Below are 18,435 nucleotides of genomic sequence, written 5' to 3' on the forward strand. Positions count from 1 at the left end.
GGAGTTCTATGGCGAAACACTATGTTTTGGCAATGCTCTGCATCATGGCACAGATGATTTTTAGTCCAGCATGGGCAGAAGCCACATCCGCAACAACCGTGACGTCTACAGCTTCTCAAGATGCCATTCAGACCTTTGTGAAGTCAGATTTTGCGACACGTCGAGCGATGCTCAATCAATGGCCAGCCAGTATTGAACAACTGGATCAACTGGTGGCATATATTGATCAAAATGAGCTGTATACCGATAGTGCAGGCAATACGTATTTGCTGAAAAATGATGACAAACTGTTTAGTTATCCTGAACAGCAAGCCTTGGAACAATGGCCTGCGGATTTATCCCAAGTGACTTTGGTCAATACTTTACGCAAGGCTCTGAATTTTGGTCAAGCCAAAGCCAAACTCAGTTCAACTGATGCATCGCAACGCTTAGCTGCGGTTGATATTTTAGAAAATAATTTGGCTGAACTTGATTTGGTGACGGTTAAACAACTTTATCTGAATGAAAAGAATGATCAGGTCAAAGCACGTTTAGCGCAGCTCAAAGCACGTTTGGATTTTAATAGTAGTGATGAGTTCACCAAACTTGAAGCAGTGAAAGTCTTGGCAGATTCAAATCGTCCTGACGTATTCGCCTTAATCAGCCAAACTTTAGAACAACCACAAACCAATCCTGCATTGAAAGCAGCGTTGTTGGATGCACAAAATAAAATTAAAACCCGTCTGCAAATCAGTGAGTGGTCAGGGCATGTATTTTCAGGCTTAAGTACGGCCAGCATTTTGCTGCTCGCAGCGCTCGGCTTAGCGATTACTTATGGTCTGCTTGGAGTCATTAACATGGCACATGGTGAGCTCATCATGATTGGTGCCTATACCACCTATGTGATCCAGAGTTTTTTTAAAACCCATTTTGCTGGGCTAGTGGATTGGTATCTATTGGCTGCGATTCCTGCGGCATTTCTAGTGAGTGCCTTGATGGGTATGTTGATTGAACGCACCGTGATTCGCCCGCTGTATGGTCGTCAATTGGAGACTTTACTTGCGACTTTTGGGGTGAGCCTGATCCTGATGCAATTGGTGCGTATGGTGTTTGGTGCGCAAAATGTCGAAGTATCGAATGTGGCGTGGTTAAGTGGTGGGATCGCAGTTACACCGAGCCTGATGTTGCCTTATAACCGAATTGCCATTATTGGCTTCACCATTGCTGTCCTATTGTTATTGGTATTCCTGCTCAATAAAACCCGCTTTGGTTTATTTGTGCGTGCAGTGACGCAAAACCGTCAAATGGCACGTGCAGTGGGCATCCGTTCTGCGCGAATTGACATGATGGCCTTTGGTCTGGGTTCTGGTTTAGCAGGGTTAGCAGGTTGTGCCTTGGCGCAGGTCGGTAATGTTGGTCCAGATCTAGGACAGAACTATATTATTGATGCTTTTCTTGTGGTCGTAGTGGGTGGTGTGGGTCAAGTGTGGGGTGCAGTATTGGCAGCACTCGGATTGGGTATCAGTGGAACGGTGCTGGAAATTGGTTTAGGGGCAGTTCTGGCAAAAATTATTCTCTTGGTTCTTGTGATTTTGTTTATCCAAAAGCGTCCACAAGGTTTGTTTGCCATCAAAGGCCGTTTTGTGGAGTAAGCCAATGAAAATCACTTCTTTATTTGCTGATAAACCCTATAGCGCTGCGGCAATTGCAATCTGTTTTGCGGTGCTGTTATTACTCCCTTGGCTGCACCTATTGTCTCCTGACTCGGCATTTTATCTGTCTGCTTATTGGATCACCTTGATTGGCAAGATCATGTGTTTGGCCTTGGTGGCTTTGGCACTGGATTTGGTCTGGGGCTATGCAGGGATTTTGAGTCTAGGGCATGGTTTGTATTTTGCCTTGGGTGGTTATGCCTTTGGCATGTACCTGATGCGTCAATCGGCAGGTGATGGTCTGCCTGATTTTATGCGCTTCTTGAGCTGGACTGAGTTGCCATGGTATTGGGTCGGGACTGAGCATTTCGCTTGGGCATTGGCACTCGTGGTGCTTGTACCTGGTTTGATCGCGTTTATTTTTGGATTCTTTGCCTTTCGTTCCAAGATCAAAGGCGTGTATTTCTCGATCATTACTCAAGCTATGACCTTTGCTGCAGCGTTATTGTTCTTCCGTAATGAAACAGGCTTTGGCGGCAACAATGGTTTCACTGGCTTTAAAACTATTCTCGGCTTTGACATTACCTCTGCACCGATGCGAGCCACGTTGTGCTTTGTGACTGCATTGGTACTCATGCTGTGCTTCCTCGGCTTACGTCAATTGATGAACCGTCCTTATGGACGGGTTTTGGGCGCAATTCGTGACAGTGAAAATCGCTTGCAATATCTCGGTTATCGTACGCTTTGGTACAAACTGTCAGCATGGGTGCTGTCGGCTGTAATTGCAGGGATTGCAGGGGCACTGTATGTACCACAAGCAGGGATTATCAACCCAAGTGAAATGAATCCAGTTAACTCAATTGAAATGGCGGTCTGGGTGGCTGCGGGTGGACGTGGCACCTTGATTGGTCCAATTTTGGGTGCAGGCTTGATTAATGCAGTGAAGACCTATTTCACTGTTGCTGCACCAGAAGCATGGTTATTGATCTTAGGCGCGTTATTCATTGTCGTGACCTTATTCTTGCCTAAGGGTGTGATTGGCGTATTTGACCGTTTTAAAAAGGAGCGTGATTAAAATGAGTGATGTATTAATAGACTCTGCTCAACATGGCGGTCAACTTGGTGAGGGCTATGGTCGCGCCAAGCCGCAAGGAGCTGATTTTAGTCACGGGATTGCCTTATATCTGGAAAAAGTCAGTGTCTGGTTTGACTCATTTCGGGCTTTGAATGATTTGTCGCTGTACATTGCCGAGGGTGAGTTACGCTGCATCATCGGGCCGAATGGGGCGGGTAAAACTACCCTGATGGATGTGATTACTGGCAAAACTCGCCCGACCACAGGCACCGCATTTTTTGGGCAAAACTATGATCTTGCCAAAATGAGCACCGAGCAAATTGCTGAAGCGGGGATTGGACGTAAATTTCAAAAACCAACGGTGTTTGAAAATTTTACCGTGATGGAAAATCTACTGCTGGCAGCACCACGAGATAAACGGGTGAAGAAAAGCTTATTTTCGCGTTTAGATCCAGAAGCGCAGTTGGCTTTGGATGAAAGCTTGGAACAAATCCGTTTAAAGGAATTTGTGCAAAAGCCAGCAGGTTTGCTGTCACATGGACAAAAGCAGTGGTTGGAAATTGGCATGCTCTTGATGCAACGACCTAAGTTGATTTTACTGGATGAGCCTGTTGCAGGTATGACCGATGCTGAAACAGAACGAACCGCTGAACTGTGTCTGGAACTGAAAAAAAATCACACCCTTGTGGTGGTCGAACATGACATGAGTTTTATTGACACCATTAGTGAAAAAGTCACGGTATTGGCGCAAGGGTCGATCTTGGCCGAGGGCACATTGGCAGAAGTTCAGGCCAATGAAGATGTGATTGAAAAGTATTTAGGACGTTAGGAGACGCGCATGTTAGAAGTGAAACAAATTAATCAGTTCTATGGTGGCAGTCATATTCTGCGTGACGTGTCTTTTAACGCGCCTGTCGGTGAGTGCAGTGTAGTACTGGGTCGTAATGGCGTGGGCAAAACCACCTTGCTGAAATGCTTGATGGGGATTCTGCCGATTAAGTCAGGGCAAATCCTATTAGATGGTAAAGACATCGCTAAGATGTCCCCTGAGCAACGGGTACGTGCAGGTTTGGCCTATGTGCCGCAAGGTCGCGATATCTTTTCGACTTTAACCGTAGAAGAAAATATTTTAATTGGCATGGCTAAATTTTCAGGGGCTAAGACCCGTAAGGTACCAAGCCATTTATATGAAATTTTTCCTGTACTGGATGAAATGAAGCACCGCCGTGGTGGTGATTTATCTGGTGGTCAGCAACAGCAGCTTGCGATTGCTCGAGCGTTGGCTTCAGAACCAAGCGTATTAATTCTGGATGAACCGACCGAGGGAATTCAACCGTCAATTATTAAAGATATTGGACGAGTGATTCGTAAGTTGGCTGATCAAGGTGAGATGGCGATTATTTTGGTCGAGCAGTTTTATGATTTTGCTGAAGAGTTAGCGGATGCGTATACCGTGATGGCGCGTGGGCAGGTGATTGCCCAAGGGCGGGGGGAGGATATGCCTGAGAAGGGGATTCGGGAGTTAGTGGCGATTTAGTATTTCTTGGCTAATTGTTGCTTTATCAGTGTTTTTAGTAATCTATCTTTATTATGTACCCTACTTTTGAAGGATCAAAAGTAGGCAAAAATCCTTTGTTCGACTAACGGTACGTCCTTGTGACCGTAGCCGAACATGGCGACATCCATGTCGCCTATCACGATAGTGAATGTTGGGAAAATGCAATTTAGAACATTAAATGGTTAGCACTAGATTTATTTGTCTTCAACTTTATAAAACGTACCACCTGCATAGACATTGTGTCCAAAGCCACATGAGGACTCGCCATTGTGCTGTTCAACCTCAATTTTTTGTCCAAGATTTGCATCATTGGCAAATTGTAGTTTGATCTGACAGTCCTCATAGCGATAGCTGGTTTGTTTTGACTTGATTGGCATGCTGGTTTCAAACTGTCCCATATTGGGTCCATAGATCAAACCGCGTAGGCCAAAGTAATAGCCATCAAATGCAATCGCATATTTATTCTGCTTTTTACTGACCTTGATGTAATCCCATTGCCCAAAACCATTGGCGCGGACATAAGTCCCTTGTAGATCCGAAGATAGTTTTGGTTTAGGGAGCTGCTTTAAATTGTATTGACTGGTTTTTGAGTCTTTATCTCGAAGAAACCAGACTCTAGCCCATTGCGGTTTGCCCAGTTTGGCATAGCTTAACCCGACATTATTGTTAGCGATTTCAATCTCTCGGTCACTGACCTGAATGCCACTTTCATCTGCATTAAGCTGACAGAAATGTGCCCATGCGGCTTGATTTTCAAATTGTTTAGCGGCTTTGAGATATTGTTTTTGATCGTAAAGCTTTTTACCGGCTTGTGCATATTGTTTCACTTTGGCGCAGCCCTGTTTTAATTCTTGCTCAAAAGAAAATTCAGCAAAGCTGGTGCTTGAAACGATTGCGATGGAAAGGCACAGACCGAGTTGAGATATTTTAATCATTTTGGCTATTTTTGAAATCAAGTATTGCTTTCATTCTAAGCCACAATTCAGTTGTAAGACAGTAGGGTAAAAGTGAGCTTTTTATTGAGATTCTGTGAGTTGCAGTTGCATCCAGACCAAATCCCGCCATGTCCCAAACTTTTGCCCCACTTGTGGCATATAACCTGTTTGCACGAAGCCCAATTGTTCATGTAGCACAATCGATCCCTTATTTTCACTATCAATCGCGGCAACCATGACGTGCATATTTTGCTGTTTGGCCAGATGAATCAGTTGTTGCATCAGGGCTTTGCCCAGACCTTGGCGAGCGTAGCTTGGGTCAACAAAAACAGAATGTTCAATGCTTTGGCGATAACCACTGATGCTTCGAAAAGCGGTGTAATAGGCATAACCAGCCACTTGATGGCTATTCAAGTCTTCGACCACAATCATTGGGAAGTGCTGTTGCTGCATGCTTTGAAAACGCTGCTGATAATCTACGAAGGAAACTGCCTGATCATTCCAATTCGCCGTCCCATTCAGGATCTCTGCATTATAGATCGCGAGGATTTGCTCAAGGTCATCGACTGTGGCAAAACGAATGTGGAAATGTGTGGCTAAATTAGAAGGGGCAAGAGCAATATTTTCAGACATGGGCAAAGGTCATCGAATCAGACAAAACTCAAGATAAGGCATTGGGAAAGCGGCAAATCGTTTCAGGTTTATATTCAGCGATACCAACAAAAACAGCAAGGAATTCCTTGCTGTTTTTTTTTCACACTCTAAAAGCTTAGAAGTGGTATTTGATCAAAGCACTGACGTTGTTTTCGTCACGGTTTTTCATACCAAATTTGTTATTCCAAACAGAATGCTCAACACCTAAATAGAGGCGAGTGTCTGGTGAAATGTGTTTACCCAAGTTCCACTTGTATTGTGTGGTCCAGTTGAGTTCACTGGCGTGATCTTTTTCGCCTGTTGACCAGTCAAGGAAACCATCCACCAAGAAATCTTCGTTTGATACTTTAAATGGCAAAGCATAAGCAATGGTCATTTGGTAGTCATCAGCCGTATTTTCATTGTTGGCACGGTAGAAGTTCACATTCGCATATTGGAAATAAGGAATCGCAAGATCAAAACCAACACCATACAAGAAGTTGTCAAAACTAGCGAAGTCATCATTGTTGCTTTCCCAAGTGGTTGAGATCAACACATCTTTGATTGGACCAAACGCAAGCTTTTGACCTGAAATTTCACCCAAGCTTAAACGTGGAGAAAGTTCGAAATAGGTACTTTTATGGTCATCGCTGCCACGCATACGGTCCATAAAGAAGAATACATCGGCATATTTCACTTTTGCCGCATATTCAACCGTTACAGTTGTTTGCTTTTCATCAACAACTTCGTAGTTTTCACCATACAAACCGGTCAAGCTAAAATCTTGCCAAATCGGTTTCGCTTGAACGAAAGCTGCTGTAGATACCAATAAACATGTTGCTGCAAGTTGCTTCAATTGCATTTAAAAAATCTCCCCCCAAAAGGCGTGTAAAGGATACAAGGTATTAAGCAAAAATAAAGCCAAATTTGACCAAATGAACAAAAGAATTGTATATGCAGGGACGCGTACAAAAGACGCTAAAGTTAGTCATCTTTTTGTTGAAGATTTCATCAAAATGTCAAAAATCAGCTTGCATATTTTGGAGGAAAGTCAGATATTGGAATTATAGAAGATCTTCTTACATACTGAAAAACAACAGATGCAAAGCGAGGAGACAACACGCATTTACACAATCAGAATATACAACTGCACTGAATGACTGCATGCTCAAAGTGTGCAAAGAAAAAAGTTTTGTAGCACCGTCTCACAGAAAAGAGAGGAAGATATTTATGAATATTGAAATCCGTACAGATAAAAACATTCAAGGTAGTGAACGCTTAAACAGTTATGTTCGTGCAGAACTTACACAAGAATTCCAACGTTATAGCGAGCGTATTACACATTTTTCGGTTCATATTAGTGATGAAAATGGGGACAAAACGGGCGATCATGACAAACGATGTATGATTGAAGCTCGCCCAGCAGGAATGAAACCTGTCGCAGTAACGCATAAAGCAGCAAATATTGATAACTCGATTCATGGTGCGATTGATAAATTGAAACGTAGTTTGGAGCATCTTTATGAGAAAAAAGAGCACCATCGTGGTGGTTTACCTGAATATGTCGATGTAGATGACGATGTAAAAGTGGATGATGAAGCATAGCCACAAACGTAAAGAAAAAGCCCAGTTATTGGGCTTTTTTTATGCCTGTATCAAATTTCTACATGATTTTTTAGATGGTTTTATAAAATCCTGTCAGGATATTCGGCATAATAGACGCATTAAAAAATATTGTGAGAACTGGTCATGTTAAATAAGCAACAGCAGGCCTTGGTGCAAGCCATACAACAACTCGATTTGGACCAAGTGCAATCTTTACTTGCTGAAGGACTCGACCCGAATTTTATTGATCCTGAACAAGGGCCACCTGTGTCTATGATTTGCGATGGTTTGTTCGCATGGTGGGAACGAATTTGTGAAGCTTATGAAGCTGGTAAGCCTTTCACTGAAGAAGAAAAGCAACAAGAACTTAAAGTTTATTTAGATATTTTAGATGCATTGATCCAAGCTAAAGCAAATTTACATTTGTGGGATGCAGAAGAGTTCTATGGTCCGCTGTGGGATGCGGCGAGTTCTGCTTGCGTGCCTGTAGTGCAACGCTTACTGGATGAAAAAGTAGATCCAAATACCCGTGATGAAGAAGGCTTAACGGTTTTATCATCAATCAGCCAATTGTTCTTTGATTGCGAATTTGATGAAATTGATTGGTCGGAGTCATTACCAGAAGAGCGTGCAACACTGGAATTGCTACGCCAGCATGGTGCAAAAATGTCAAAAGAGCTCAGCGCATAAGCCAAGCCATTAGAAATAGAATGAGGAATAGAATGAAAACATTGCAAACATTCAGCTTAATTGCTGCATCAATGATAACCACAAGTGCTTTCGCGGCTGATTTTTCCTTTGACCGCCCAGGTGCGGGTATGGGTACAGGGATCACTCCTGTTGGACGGTTGGCATGGGAGCAAAGTTTACCGAGCGTGAGCTATCAAGAAGGCAAGGTTGATGGTGTCAAAGACAAGACTTTAACGCTGAATGGTGACATGTTATTGCGTACTGGTTTGGCAGATGGCTTGGAACTGCAATTAGGTTGGCAAGGTCCAGTGTGGCAGCAATACAAACGTGCAGGCAGCAAAAAAGAGACCAATGGTCTGGGCGATGTCAGCATTGGTTTGAAAAAAGCCATTGATCTAAAAGATGACCGCTTATCAATGGCTTTGTTAGCAGAAGCCATTATTGCAACGGGTAATGATGAATTCACCAATCATGATGATATCTATAGCCTCACTTCAGCTGTTGCATATGAATTTAGCGATCTGATTGGTACATCGATCACCATGCGTTATGAAGCACAGAACAGTGACTGGGCTGTGACCGCAATTCCAACGATTGACTATAAAATTGCAGGTAAATTATCTGGTTATTCAGAATTCGTTTATCGTAAAGCCGAGAGCCAAGACTACGAATATGGTCTCGGTACAGGTCTGATTTATGCCTTGAATAATCGCACGCAATTAGATGCAAGCATTGGCGTTGACCTGAATGGCGATCAGAAAAGTTATAACGGTGGCTTCGGCGTATCGGTTTTATTCTAACAATAATGAATGCTCCTGATTTCTCTTAAATTCACTTCTACATAAGTGGGAGGGAGGTTCAGGAGAGTGATAGTGAGATAATCATGCAAATGTCTGTTCAGGCTGGGAAACCTTTCCCGCTGATGAGTTACTTTCTTGGGACTTTATTGTTGTTATGTGGGTCTTTGACTTACGCTCAAGAGAACTCATCCGCACCATTGCTTAGCCCCGAACAGGCTTTTGCATTTACGGTCGAGTCGACTACACAGAATCAAGCACGTTTGCATTGGTCGATTCAGCCGAATTACTACTTATATCAACATAAATTTGAAGTACAACAGGGCAATCAACCTGTTAGCTTGAGTTTGCCTAAAGCGGTCGAGCAGTACGATGAAAACTATGGTCACAGCCAAGTTTATTATCAACAAGCTGAATTTAGTATTCCCACCCAAGCTTCGCAGCATTATCGTGTCACTTGGCAGGGCTGTGCCAAAGACCGAATTTGTTATCCTCCACAAAATATTGAATTTCAGACCGATGCAGATGGCCTGGTCAGTGTTCAGAATGTCAGTGCAAATTCACAAAAAAGTTTTCTAGATGTGGCGCGCTCATCCAATGCCTTAAATACTCAAACGGTAACAAGTGATGAGGTACAAACTGAGCCTACAGCAAAAACTTCAAATTCAAATAATTCAGATGTGATGGCGCAAGACCAAAAATGGTCAAGTGCGCTAGAACAGCATTCATTGGCTTATAGCATCTTACTCTTCTTAGGTTTAGGGATTTTATTGGCGTTCACGCCGTGTTCCTTACCGATGTTACCCATTCTGACCTCATTGATTGTGCGTGATAATAAAGGCGTCAAGGCATGGTCGATTGCACTGACTTTTGTCGTGAGTATGGCTTTGGTCTATGCGGTGTTAGGTCTAATTGCTTCAGCGGCGGGACTGAATTTTCAACGCTGGTTACAACAGCCTGCCACCTTGATTGCATTTAGCTTATTGTTTGTCGTATTTGCACTTAATCTATTTGGTTTATTTGAGTTAAAACTGCCACAGAAGTGGGTCAATCGACTAGATCAGATGCAATCCAGTCAAAAAGGCGGCACTTTGGTCGGGGCTAGTGTCATGGGCATGATCTCTGCACTGTTGGTTGGACCATGCATGACCGCGCCTTTGGCTGGAGTATTGCTATTCATTTCGCAAACACAGAGTCAGTGGCAAGGTGCACTGCTGCTGTTTACACTCGGTTTTGGAATGGGCATTCCGTTGCTGTTAGCCAGCGTTTTGGGGGCAAAAGCCTTACCCAAAGCAGGCGACTGGATGAACCAAATCAAGGTGATCTTTGCCTTTTTAATGCTGGCATTGAGCATTTACTTTATCCGTCCTTTGCTGCCAGAGTTAGCGATTCAAATTCTCAGCTTAATTCTTGGTTTAGCTTTTATTGCTTATGTACTTTATCGCCTATTTGGGCAGAAAAGTAAGCTGCAATGGCTCTATGCACTATTACTGATTTTAGCGATTCCAGCATTGGCCTTTAATCAATATCAGCATTTTCAAAGTCTCAGTTCAGTTCAGGCAGATAAGCTGGCCGAATGGCATGTGGCGCAAACCGCAGATGAATTTCAGCAGATTTTAGCCAATGCACCCAAAGACCGTGGCATTGTGATTGATGTCTATGCGGATTGGTGTGTGGCTTGTCAGCCGATTGAGCATCGTATTTTAAAAGATGCAGAAGTGCAGCAGGCTTTATCGGGGTATTATTTAATTAAAATGGATTTAAGCCATTATGATGCGTCACACCAAGCATTGTTAGCACAGTGCGATATTTTAGGACCACCGACTTATTTATTCTTAGATCAGCAACAACAAGAAATTCGTTCGCTACGCTTAACGGGTGCTTTCCAAAAAGCTGAGCTATTACAACAACTCGCTTTATTTAAAGGGAAACAATAACAATGTATCAACTCTTTATCGGCAATAAAAATTACTCCACGTGGTCGATGCGTCCGTGGATTTTATTAAAACAAGCAGGTATTCCATTTCAGGAACATTGGATTCAGTTTGATAGCTTTGAGCCTGAAAGTGAATTTAAAAAAGAAATTTTAAAACTCAATCCAACGGGTAAAGTTCCCGCGCTTGTGAATGGTGATCTAGTGGTCTGGGATAGCTTAGCGATTTGTGAGTATATCGCTGAGCAGCATCCTGAACTTGATTTGTGGCCACAAGAGAAAACATTACGGGCTAGAGCACGTTGTATTACTGCAGAAATGCACAGTGGCTTTCAAAGCCTACGCAATCTATGCCCGATGAATGTGGAAGCGGATCTCGCTCATATTGGCAAACAGCTCTGGGCAGAACATGCACAGCTACGTGCCGATGTTGCCCGAATTGATCAGATCTGGTCAGGACGTCCAAGCGAAGACAGTTTTTTATGTGGTGAGTTTAGTATTGCCGATGCATTCTATGCACCTGTGGTGATGCGTTTTGAATGTTTTAAGCTACCGCTATCAGCATCAGGCCAAGCCTATGTGCAAAAGGTCTTGTCTTTGGCATCGGTACAGCAATGGATTACCGAAGCCAAACAAGAGCAGATGTTTGTACCTTTTGATGAGCCTTATCGTCAGCATCGTGAAGAGTTTTTGAGAGACTAATCAACCTTGCAATGAAGGTCTATTAGACCTTCATTCTCTTAGCCAGTTGCCAGATCAGTAAATATTTTAACTTGATTACGTCCTGCGGCTTTGACTGCATACAGGGCTTGATCGGCCTGACTGATGATCAGATGTGGTTCATCAGCACTGAGTGAACTGCTAATCCCAAAGCTGGCACTGACACTAAATTCCTGCTTATATTCTGTAATAAAGCGCAGTTGAGATACCGCATGACGACAGCGCTCAGCCACGTTCTGTGCTTGCATTGTCGGCGTATTGGGTAGTAATAAAATAAACTCCTCTCCACCAAAACGGCCAATGATGTCTTGGTCACGTAGATTACTTGCCAAGCATCGTGCGACTTGGATCAGCACTTGATCGCCCATACTATGTCCATATTGATCATTAATTGTTTTAAAATGGTCGAGATCGAGCAGAATAATGGAATAGAGTGGATGAGGGTGTTGATGCAACTTATTTAAATAACTACTGATACTACGTCGATTGAGTACATTGGTCAGTGGATCGAGGCGACTGAGAATCTGAATGGTCATTTCACGAGTTCGCCATTGTGTCAGTAAAATCTCAAATAAAAATAAACACGCCAATAAAATCGGTAATAAGAAGAACACCATACTGCCGACCCAGAATGGGTGCATCGGTACTTCATTTAAGCGCTGCATATTAAACAGTGGCGCATAAGTCAGCACCCCAATCATGCTCAGGTAGTTGCATAGTAGTAAGGCCAGTGTTGCTGGAATCAAAGCGCAATACACCATCCTGCGATCAAACAGTACTAAACCCACACCGACTACACTGACATAACCGACCATAGTGGCTGGGCTAAAACTGCCTGCTAAATAGCCTTTATGGCATAGCATGGCGGTAAAGATCTGCACACTGAGAATAGGTAAAATATTTTGTGCCCAAGCTTGATCCTTAAACACATGGCAAGGAATAATCAGCAGCAACATTACGGTCAGCGTAATCAGACTGGTGATTAAGTGTGAGCGTATAATTCCAAGATTGACCCATTCAGCATACTGTGGATGTATCAGGACAAAAATATCCCAACTGATCCAGAACAGGCTCATAAATGCTGCAAGTATCAGCAATAAAATACTTTTTTTAAGTATGGTCCAATTGACTACAATATGATGTTCCCAAGAAAGCTTAAAGCCCCATCTATTTGTGTCAGTTGACCGATTAAAACGAATCTTAACCATTGGCATGCATCCTTTTATGCAATGAGATTCCTAGCAACTGTAGATCTGTCGTCAAAATACCGAAGAACGATTATTAAAATAACAATAACATCTTTAGAATGAGAAAAAAGTCTAGCTCTGGGCTTTTTAATGCAAATCAGGACGGGAAAAATTCTTTGATAAATCAGCTCTTATCAGAATATCCAATCAATTTTATTTTATGATGACAAAAGGGAATTAAGAGTGACAATGGTCAGACATAGCTGACCATTTTTTACACGATTTTATTTTATTTAGTCACGATCGAGCGCATGTGCAAATTCTGCGATATCTGCCAAGGCTTGTTTTGCTTCGGGGAACCAAGCATTAAACATCTGGAAGTTATGCCACATGCCCGTGTATAGCTTGAACTGGACTTTGACATCAGCTTGTTCCGCTTTTTCTCTAAAGCGTTTCGAGTCATCCAGTAAAATTTCTTTCGAACCCACCTGCACCAAGGTGGGTGGTAGTCCCTTTAAATCATCAAACAATGGTGAAACACGTGGATCATCTGCTTGGATATTATCGGTAAGATAATGATTGATACCTGCTTGTAGGGCTTCAATAGACAATAAAGCATCATGTTTTTGGTTAAAACGTAGCGATTCACTGGTTAAAGTGAGGTCGAGATAAGGTGACATTAGAATTAAGCCACTTGGCATCAGTTCAGGTTGCTGTTTGAGACGTAAACACAGCGCCAAGGCAAGGTTGGCACCACAGGAGTCACCTGAAATAATAATGTCTTTCGGTTTAATGCCTTGTACCAACAACGCTTGATAGACATCAAAAATCGCATCAATCGCTTCAGGGTATGGATGTTCAGGTGCAAGTGGATAATCGACATGAATCACTTGCATTTGGGTACGTGCGGCAATATCCGTCATTAAGGCACGATGGGTATTTAAACTGCCTAAGAAAAATGCGCCGCCGTGAATATGAAAAATGAGTTGTGTGGCAGCAGCTTGAGCCTTAATTTCTTCGCCACGGACGCCAGCCAGACGTATTGGGCGAACTTGTACTGTTGAATCTTGTGGAAATAGACGACACAGTTGATCGAGCAAAGGACGTAATGCATTTGGAGCTAAGTTAAACTGACTTGGTGTTCGAATCGTCGCTTTAAGTAAGGATTCAGTAAAATAATATTTCCAAACAGTAGCAAATTTCATAATTTTTCCATATTGTTAGATCAGTATACCAATAAGAAAGTTCTTGAAAATAAGCTATGTCTAAGCACGACGATAAAATCTGAAAAAACTGTGCACTGTGACACTCTTACTCAGGTTATACCAAATAGTCATAATCAAGAATTGCAATATTGATTGAAGTTCTCAATACTTTCAGTTTGAAAGACCCCTTAAGGATATTACAAAAATGAAGAAAATTGCTTTAGCATTTGGATTGCTCGGTTTGACAACTTTTGCCAATGCAGCGGATGCGCTGAATGGCACTGTTTGGCAGACCATTGATGATGAAACAAAACAGCCAAAGGCGATCGTGAAATTCACGGAGCAAAAGGATGGAACGTTAACCGCATCTATTCAAAAATATTTAGTGGCTGGTCAGGAAAATGCCTGTTCTAAATGTGAAGGAACTTACCATAACAAACCACTTAAAGGCGTGACCATTGTGAATGGCCTGAAAAATGTCGGTGGTGTGAATTACGATGGTGGTTCAATTATCGACCCTAAAAATGGTAAAACCTATAAATTGAAAGCTGAAATCATCGAAGGTGGTAAAAAGCTGAAATTACGAGGCTATATCGGTGTCGCTGCTTTAGGTCGTAATCAAACTTGGATTCGTACTAACTAAGCCAGATTTAAATAACAAAAACCGAGTCCTCATACTCGGTTTTTTATTGCTGCTGATTTCTAGAATTTAAGCTGATAAATCTTGATAAGTAGCTTCATCAAAGCCGATCACAAAACCTTGAGTCGTTTGCAGTACAGGACGCTTAATCAGGCTTGGCTGCGCGATCAGGGTGTCAATCAGGTTCTGTTCATTGCTGATTGCATGTGCTTGCTCATCCGCGCTTAATTTGCGCCATGTGGTGCCTTTTTTATTCAGGACTTTGTCTGCACCAATCTCTTTTAACCAGATTGCTAAAGTATCTGCATCAATGCCTTGTTTCTTATAATCATGAAATTCGTAATTGATGCCCTTGGCTTGTAAGGCATCAAAGGCTTTTTTCATCGAATTACAATTTTTAATGCCATAAATTTTAAACATACCGAAAACCATAAAAAGAATAAAAGATATGAGCCAAAGCCTAACGCAAAAGAAGGGTGGTGTACCAGTTGAAATTTTTTATTAAGTTGATCGGTAGAATATGTGAAGTAGCAATTAAATGGCGGAAATGATCATGCAATTTGAGCAAAAGGGCTAAAGACAAAGCTCATAAAGAAAATCTAAGATTTAGAAAAGAGAAAACCCGCATATAATCTTCCTGATTATGCGGGTCTCATTTCAACGTCCAATGTCTCATCCATGCAAATAAACTTAATCTAAGTTTATTTTATCTTCCTACGGCGTCCTATCCCTTTTTGGTCATCCTGACCGCTTCCCTGTGCCGTGAAGCTATAATGCCGATCTAGATGCGAAATAAAAATACACAAAAGCGACAAGTTATGTAAGCTAAAGAAGCGGGCAAAGTGAACAAGTGTTCACTTATTCGTGTATTTTATAGTCGATAATGACGGGTGCATGGTCACTAAACCATTGTTCTTTATAGACCCATGCATTTGTTGTACGTGCTTTCCAGTCTGGAGAGCATGAATGGTAGTCAATACGCCACCCAACATTTTTCGCACGCGCTTGACCGCGATTTGACCACCATGAATACAATTCTGCTTCAGGGCGAACTTCGCGGAAGGTATCCACATAACCTAACTCATCATACATATGATCGAGCCAAGCACGTTCATGTGGTAGTACCCCAGAAGATTTCTGGTTACCTGACCAGTTTTTAATATCGATGCGTTTATGCACGATATTGTAATCCCCACAGACAATGATTGATTTATTTTCATCTCGCCAATGTTTTAGTATTTTGGCATATTCTTGTAAAAACACGTCTTTGCGTGCTTGCGCTTCGTCACCGCTTGATCCTGATGGCAAGTATAACGAGGCAATATGAACAGTTTGTGACAAGCCTAGATCGAATTCAGCCGCGATAAAACGGCCTTGTGAATCAGCCAATTCAAAGCCTAAACCATCTTTTACCGAAACAAATGGCAGACGACTATAAATCGCCGTACCGGCATAGCCTGCACGTTCAGCAGGGAACAGGTGGGTATACCAGCCTTCAGGTTTAAATTTATCGGTCCATTGTTCATGGGTGATGCGGCTTTCCTGCATACACACCACATCTGCGCCCGACTGCTCTAGCCATTCGAGCAGGCCTTTGGTGACTGATGAACGCAAGCCATTTACGTTAATTGAAACGACTCGAAGAATTTTTACATCACTTGGATAGCTATCCTTTGGTATCATACGTCTGTTTAACCTCAATTGAAGAATTTGGAGCACTTTATATGACAACGCCTGTGTCATTTCATCCGCAAGCTTTTATCGAACTCGCATTATCACGTGGAGTGCTTAAATTTGGTGAGTTTACCTTAAAATCAGGCCGTGTCAGTCCTTATTTCTTTAACGCAGGTTTGTTAAACGATGGTGAGGCACTGTCTTTGTTAGCGCAAGGTTATGCCGACAAACTGGTTCAGTGCGACAATGTTGGTGTGATTTTTGGTCCAGCTTACAAAGGTATTCCTTTTGTAGCAGCAACAGCGGTGGCGTTGTCTCAAGTTCATGGTAAAAGTGTACCATGGGGCTTTAACCGTAAAGAAGCCAAAGATCACGGTGAAGGTGGCGTCTTGGTTGGAGCATCGGTTGCAGGGCAAAAAGTCTGGATCATTGATGATGTGATCACTGCGGGGACGGCAATCCGTGAAGTTGTGACCATCTTAAAAAATGCGGGTGCTGAAATTGCAGGTGTATTGGTTGCGTTAGACCGTCAAGAACGTGGTCAAGGTCAGCTTTCTGCGATTCAGGAAGTGCAAAAAGAATTAGAAATCCCTGTGCATGCATTGATTACCATGAAAGACTTGATGGATTATTTAGATGCGAAAGGCGAAAAAGATGCTTTAGCCAATATGCAGGCTTATCGAGAAAAATATGGCATCTAAGTTTTAGATGTAAAAGAAAAGGAAGCGAAGGCTTCCTTTTTTATTCCTTGGTTTTGAGCGGGAAAATACGATTACTTTATTTTGTTTAAAGAGACTGTATTTTGTAGTTGAGCATTATTTTCATGATGTTCAATCGCTAACTCTATTAAACGGGTAATGAGGTCAGAGTAATTTAACCCACTCGCTTCCCATAGTTTTGGAAACATGCTTATATTAGTAAAACCCGGTAAAGTATTTATTTCATTAATAAAAACTTCCCCATTTTTTGTTAAAAAAACATCAACCCTTGCGAGTCCAGTGCATTCCAAAACTTCATAAGCTTTAATCGAGATCTCTCTAATTTTTTGGCTGATTTCATCAGATATATTTGCAGGTATCGTTACTGTTGCACCCTTATCATTAATATATTTAGTATCATAAGAATAGAAGCTATCTTCGAGTTCAATTTCTCCACAAACACTCGCTAAAGGTTCACTGTTGCCGATAATGGCACATTCAATTTCTCTGCCATCAATCCCTTGTTCAATCAATATTTTATTGTCGTAAATGAAAGCTGTGTCTAAAGCTGTTTCAAATTCATCTTGAGTGGTGACTTTACTCACACCTACTGATGAACCCTGATTAGCGGGTTTAACGAATAATGGGCAGCCTAATTGTGAACTGGCAATTTCGAAGCTTATATCTTTTCTATTTTTCTTGGTGAGCTTTATGAACGGTGTAATATTTAAGCCAGCATCTCTTAATAATCTTTTTGTTATATCTTTATCCATACACATGGCAGAACTGAGTACTTGAGAACCAACAAATGGAAGGTTCACCATTCTTAACAATCCTTGCAATGAGCCATCTTCTCCAAGTGTTCCGTGAACGATCGGAAAGATCACATCCAATTGCGATAGCGTTTTGTTTTGAAACTCTATGATTTGTTTTTCATTTTTCCCAGGAATGAACGCAATATTTCGTCCTGATTGATGTAATGAAATGAGAGATGGATTGTCTGAATTTAATAAAAAATGAGTGCTTTCATTCAGATGCCATATTCCATTTTTATCTATACCGATTAATGTCACATCAAATTTTTCTCGATCTATCGCATCAACAATATTTCTTGCAGACTGAAGGGATACTTCATGCTCAGTAGATTTTCCTCCAAATATAATGCCAATATTTTTCTTCTGCATTCCTATATTTCCTTAAATTTTTACTAAATTTTCGACTAAAAAACTAAATCTTAATGTACCTCTGAATGATGTAACATCATGATTAATATTTGTGACACTTAGCTAAACTTATTTGAATGCCCAGGGCGAAGGAAAGTCACTATAGAATGATTGAAGACTATTAGTTACGATTTATTCTTTCCTCGTTTCCAGGTTAGCTAAAGTTCAATAATATTTTGATAAAGAATTAAAATATTTAACTTGTTGTTGAGATTCAACTTAGCTTGGATA

General features: G+C 41.8%; 19 protein-coding genes. 11 read left to right on the plus strand and 8 right to left on the minus strand.

Features of this window, described 5'->3' with window-relative positions; all coding sequences use genetic code 11:
- The first annotated feature begins 8 nt into the window (after positions 1-8).
- Genes urtB through urtE form a run of 4 tightly spaced genes read left to right on the plus strand, consistent with a single transcriptional unit; the run spans position 9 to position 4,243 of the window.
- The gene (gene urtB / locus F3J02_RS07865) at positions 9-1,631 is read left to right on the plus strand and encodes an urea ABC transporter permease subunit UrtB (protein WP_167248482.1); all 1,623 of its coding nucleotides are present in this window, start codon (positions 9-11) and stop codon (positions 1,629-1,631) included.
- 4 nt (positions 1,632-1,635) lie between these two features.
- Positions 1,636-2,706, plus strand: coding sequence for an urea ABC transporter permease subunit UrtC (gene urtC / locus F3J02_RS07870; protein WP_167248483.1), 1,071 nt, complete (start codon positions 1,636-1,638; stop codon positions 2,704-2,706).
- 1 nt (position 2,707) lies between these two features.
- A complete protein-coding gene (gene urtD, locus F3J02_RS07875) occupies positions 2,708-3,535 on the plus strand; it encodes an urea ABC transporter ATP-binding protein UrtD (protein WP_167248484.1) in 828 nt (275 codons plus the stop codon).
- Positions 3,536-3,544: 9 nt separating this feature from the next.
- Entirely contained in the window at positions 3,545-4,243 is a 699-nt protein-coding gene (gene urtE / locus F3J02_RS07880) for an urea ABC transporter ATP-binding subunit UrtE (protein WP_004657106.1), read from the plus strand.
- Between the two features lie 215 nt (positions 4,244-4,458).
- Here the strand turns inward: urtE and F3J02_RS07885 are convergent, their stop codons facing one another.
- From F3J02_RS07885 to F3J02_RS07895, 3 genes are all read right to left on the minus strand, one after another.
- Complete coding sequence (locus F3J02_RS07885; protein ID WP_167248485.1) at positions 4,459-5,199, minus strand: hypothetical protein; 741 nt, start codon at positions 5,197-5,199, stop codon at positions 4,459-4,461.
- Positions 5,200-5,280: 81 nt separating this feature from the next.
- Positions 5,281-5,832 (minus strand): GNAT family N-acetyltransferase, encoded by a 552-nt coding sequence (locus F3J02_RS07890; protein WP_167248486.1) that lies wholly within the window; start codon positions 5,830-5,832, stop codon positions 5,281-5,283.
- Positions 5,833-5,968: 136 nt separating this feature from the next.
- On the minus strand, positions 5,969-6,694 hold the full coding sequence (locus F3J02_RS07895) for an outer membrane protein OmpK (protein WP_167248487.1): 726 nt from the start codon (positions 6,692-6,694) through the stop codon (positions 5,969-5,971).
- Between the two features lie 368 nt (positions 6,695-7,062).
- On the opposite strand from F3J02_RS07895, the gene F3J02_RS07900 reads away from it, so the two are divergent.
- The 5 genes from F3J02_RS07900 (at position 7,063) to F3J02_RS07920 (ending at position 11,559) form a co-directional block, all read left to right on the plus strand.
- Positions 7,063-7,437 carry an HPF/RaiA family ribosome-associated protein gene (locus F3J02_RS07900; RefSeq protein WP_004803557.1) on the plus strand — a complete coding sequence of 125 codons (375 nt, stop codon included), beginning with the start codon at positions 7,063-7,065 and terminating at the stop codon, positions 7,435-7,437.
- 144 nt (positions 7,438-7,581) lie between these two features.
- Positions 7,582-8,127, plus strand: coding sequence for an ankyrin repeat domain-containing protein (locus F3J02_RS07905; protein WP_167248488.1), 546 nt, complete (start codon positions 7,582-7,584; stop codon positions 8,125-8,127).
- Between the two features lie 32 nt (positions 8,128-8,159).
- Positions 8,160-8,927 carry a transporter gene (locus F3J02_RS07910; RefSeq protein WP_167248489.1) on the plus strand — a complete coding sequence of 256 codons (768 nt, stop codon included), beginning with the start codon at positions 8,160-8,162 and terminating at the stop codon, positions 8,925-8,927.
- An 83-nt stretch (positions 8,928-9,010) separates the two neighbouring features.
- Positions 9,011-10,861 carry a protein-disulfide reductase DsbD gene (dsbD, locus tag F3J02_RS07915; RefSeq protein ID WP_167248490.1) on the plus strand — a complete coding sequence of 617 codons (1,851 nt, stop codon included), beginning with the start codon at positions 9,011-9,013 and terminating at the stop codon, positions 10,859-10,861.
- Positions 10,862-10,863: 2 nt separating this feature from the next.
- Positions 10,864-11,559, plus strand: coding sequence for a glutathione S-transferase family protein (locus F3J02_RS07920; RefSeq protein ID WP_167248491.1), 696 nt, complete (start codon positions 10,864-10,866; stop codon positions 11,557-11,559).
- A gap of 38 nt (positions 11,560-11,597) precedes the next feature.
- Here F3J02_RS07920 and F3J02_RS07925 read toward each other — a convergent pair whose 3' ends face one another.
- Entirely contained in the window at positions 11,598-12,785 is a 1,188-nt protein-coding gene (locus F3J02_RS07925; RefSeq protein ID WP_167248492.1) for a GGDEF domain-containing protein, read from the minus strand.
- A gap of 272 nt (positions 12,786-13,057) precedes the next feature.
- Positions 13,058-13,969 (minus strand): alpha/beta hydrolase, encoded by a 912-nt coding sequence (locus F3J02_RS07930; RefSeq protein ID WP_005185925.1) that lies wholly within the window; start codon positions 13,967-13,969, stop codon positions 13,058-13,060.
- Between the two features lie 205 nt (positions 13,970-14,174).
- On the opposite strand from F3J02_RS07930, the gene F3J02_RS07935 reads away from it, so the two are divergent.
- Positions 14,175-14,612, plus strand: a complete 438-nt coding sequence (locus F3J02_RS07935; RefSeq protein WP_004803572.1) for a DUF2147 domain-containing protein — start codon at positions 14,175-14,177, stop codon at positions 14,610-14,612.
- A 66-nt stretch (positions 14,613-14,678) separates the two neighbouring features.
- On the opposite strand, the gene F3J02_RS07940 is transcribed toward F3J02_RS07935, so the two are convergent.
- Positions 14,679-15,029 (minus strand): Spx/MgsR family RNA polymerase-binding regulatory protein, encoded by a 351-nt coding sequence (locus tag F3J02_RS07940; protein WP_167248493.1) that lies wholly within the window; start codon positions 15,027-15,029, stop codon positions 14,679-14,681.
- 438 nt (positions 15,030-15,467) lie between these two features.
- A complete protein-coding gene (locus F3J02_RS07945; protein ID WP_167248494.1) occupies positions 15,468-16,292 on the minus strand; it encodes an exodeoxyribonuclease III in 825 nt (274 codons plus the stop codon).
- 41 nt (positions 16,293-16,333) lie between these two features.
- Between F3J02_RS07945 and pyrE the strand changes: the two genes are divergently transcribed.
- Positions 16,334-16,984 carry an orotate phosphoribosyltransferase gene (gene pyrE / locus F3J02_RS07950; RefSeq protein ID WP_004657130.1) on the plus strand — a complete coding sequence of 217 codons (651 nt, stop codon included), beginning with the start codon at positions 16,334-16,336 and terminating at the stop codon, positions 16,982-16,984.
- Between the two features lie 71 nt (positions 16,985-17,055).
- On the opposite strand, the gene ddlA is transcribed toward pyrE, so the two are convergent.
- Positions 17,056-18,165 (minus strand): D-alanine--D-alanine ligase, encoded by a 1,110-nt coding sequence (gene ddlA, locus F3J02_RS07955; RefSeq protein ID WP_167248495.1) that lies wholly within the window; start codon positions 18,163-18,165, stop codon positions 17,056-17,058.
- Positions 18,166-18,435 lie beyond the last annotated feature (270 nt).

Source organism: Acinetobacter sp. Tr-809 (genome assembly GCF_011753255.1).
Lineage (GTDB): Bacteria > Pseudomonadota > Gammaproteobacteria > Pseudomonadales > Moraxellaceae > Acinetobacter.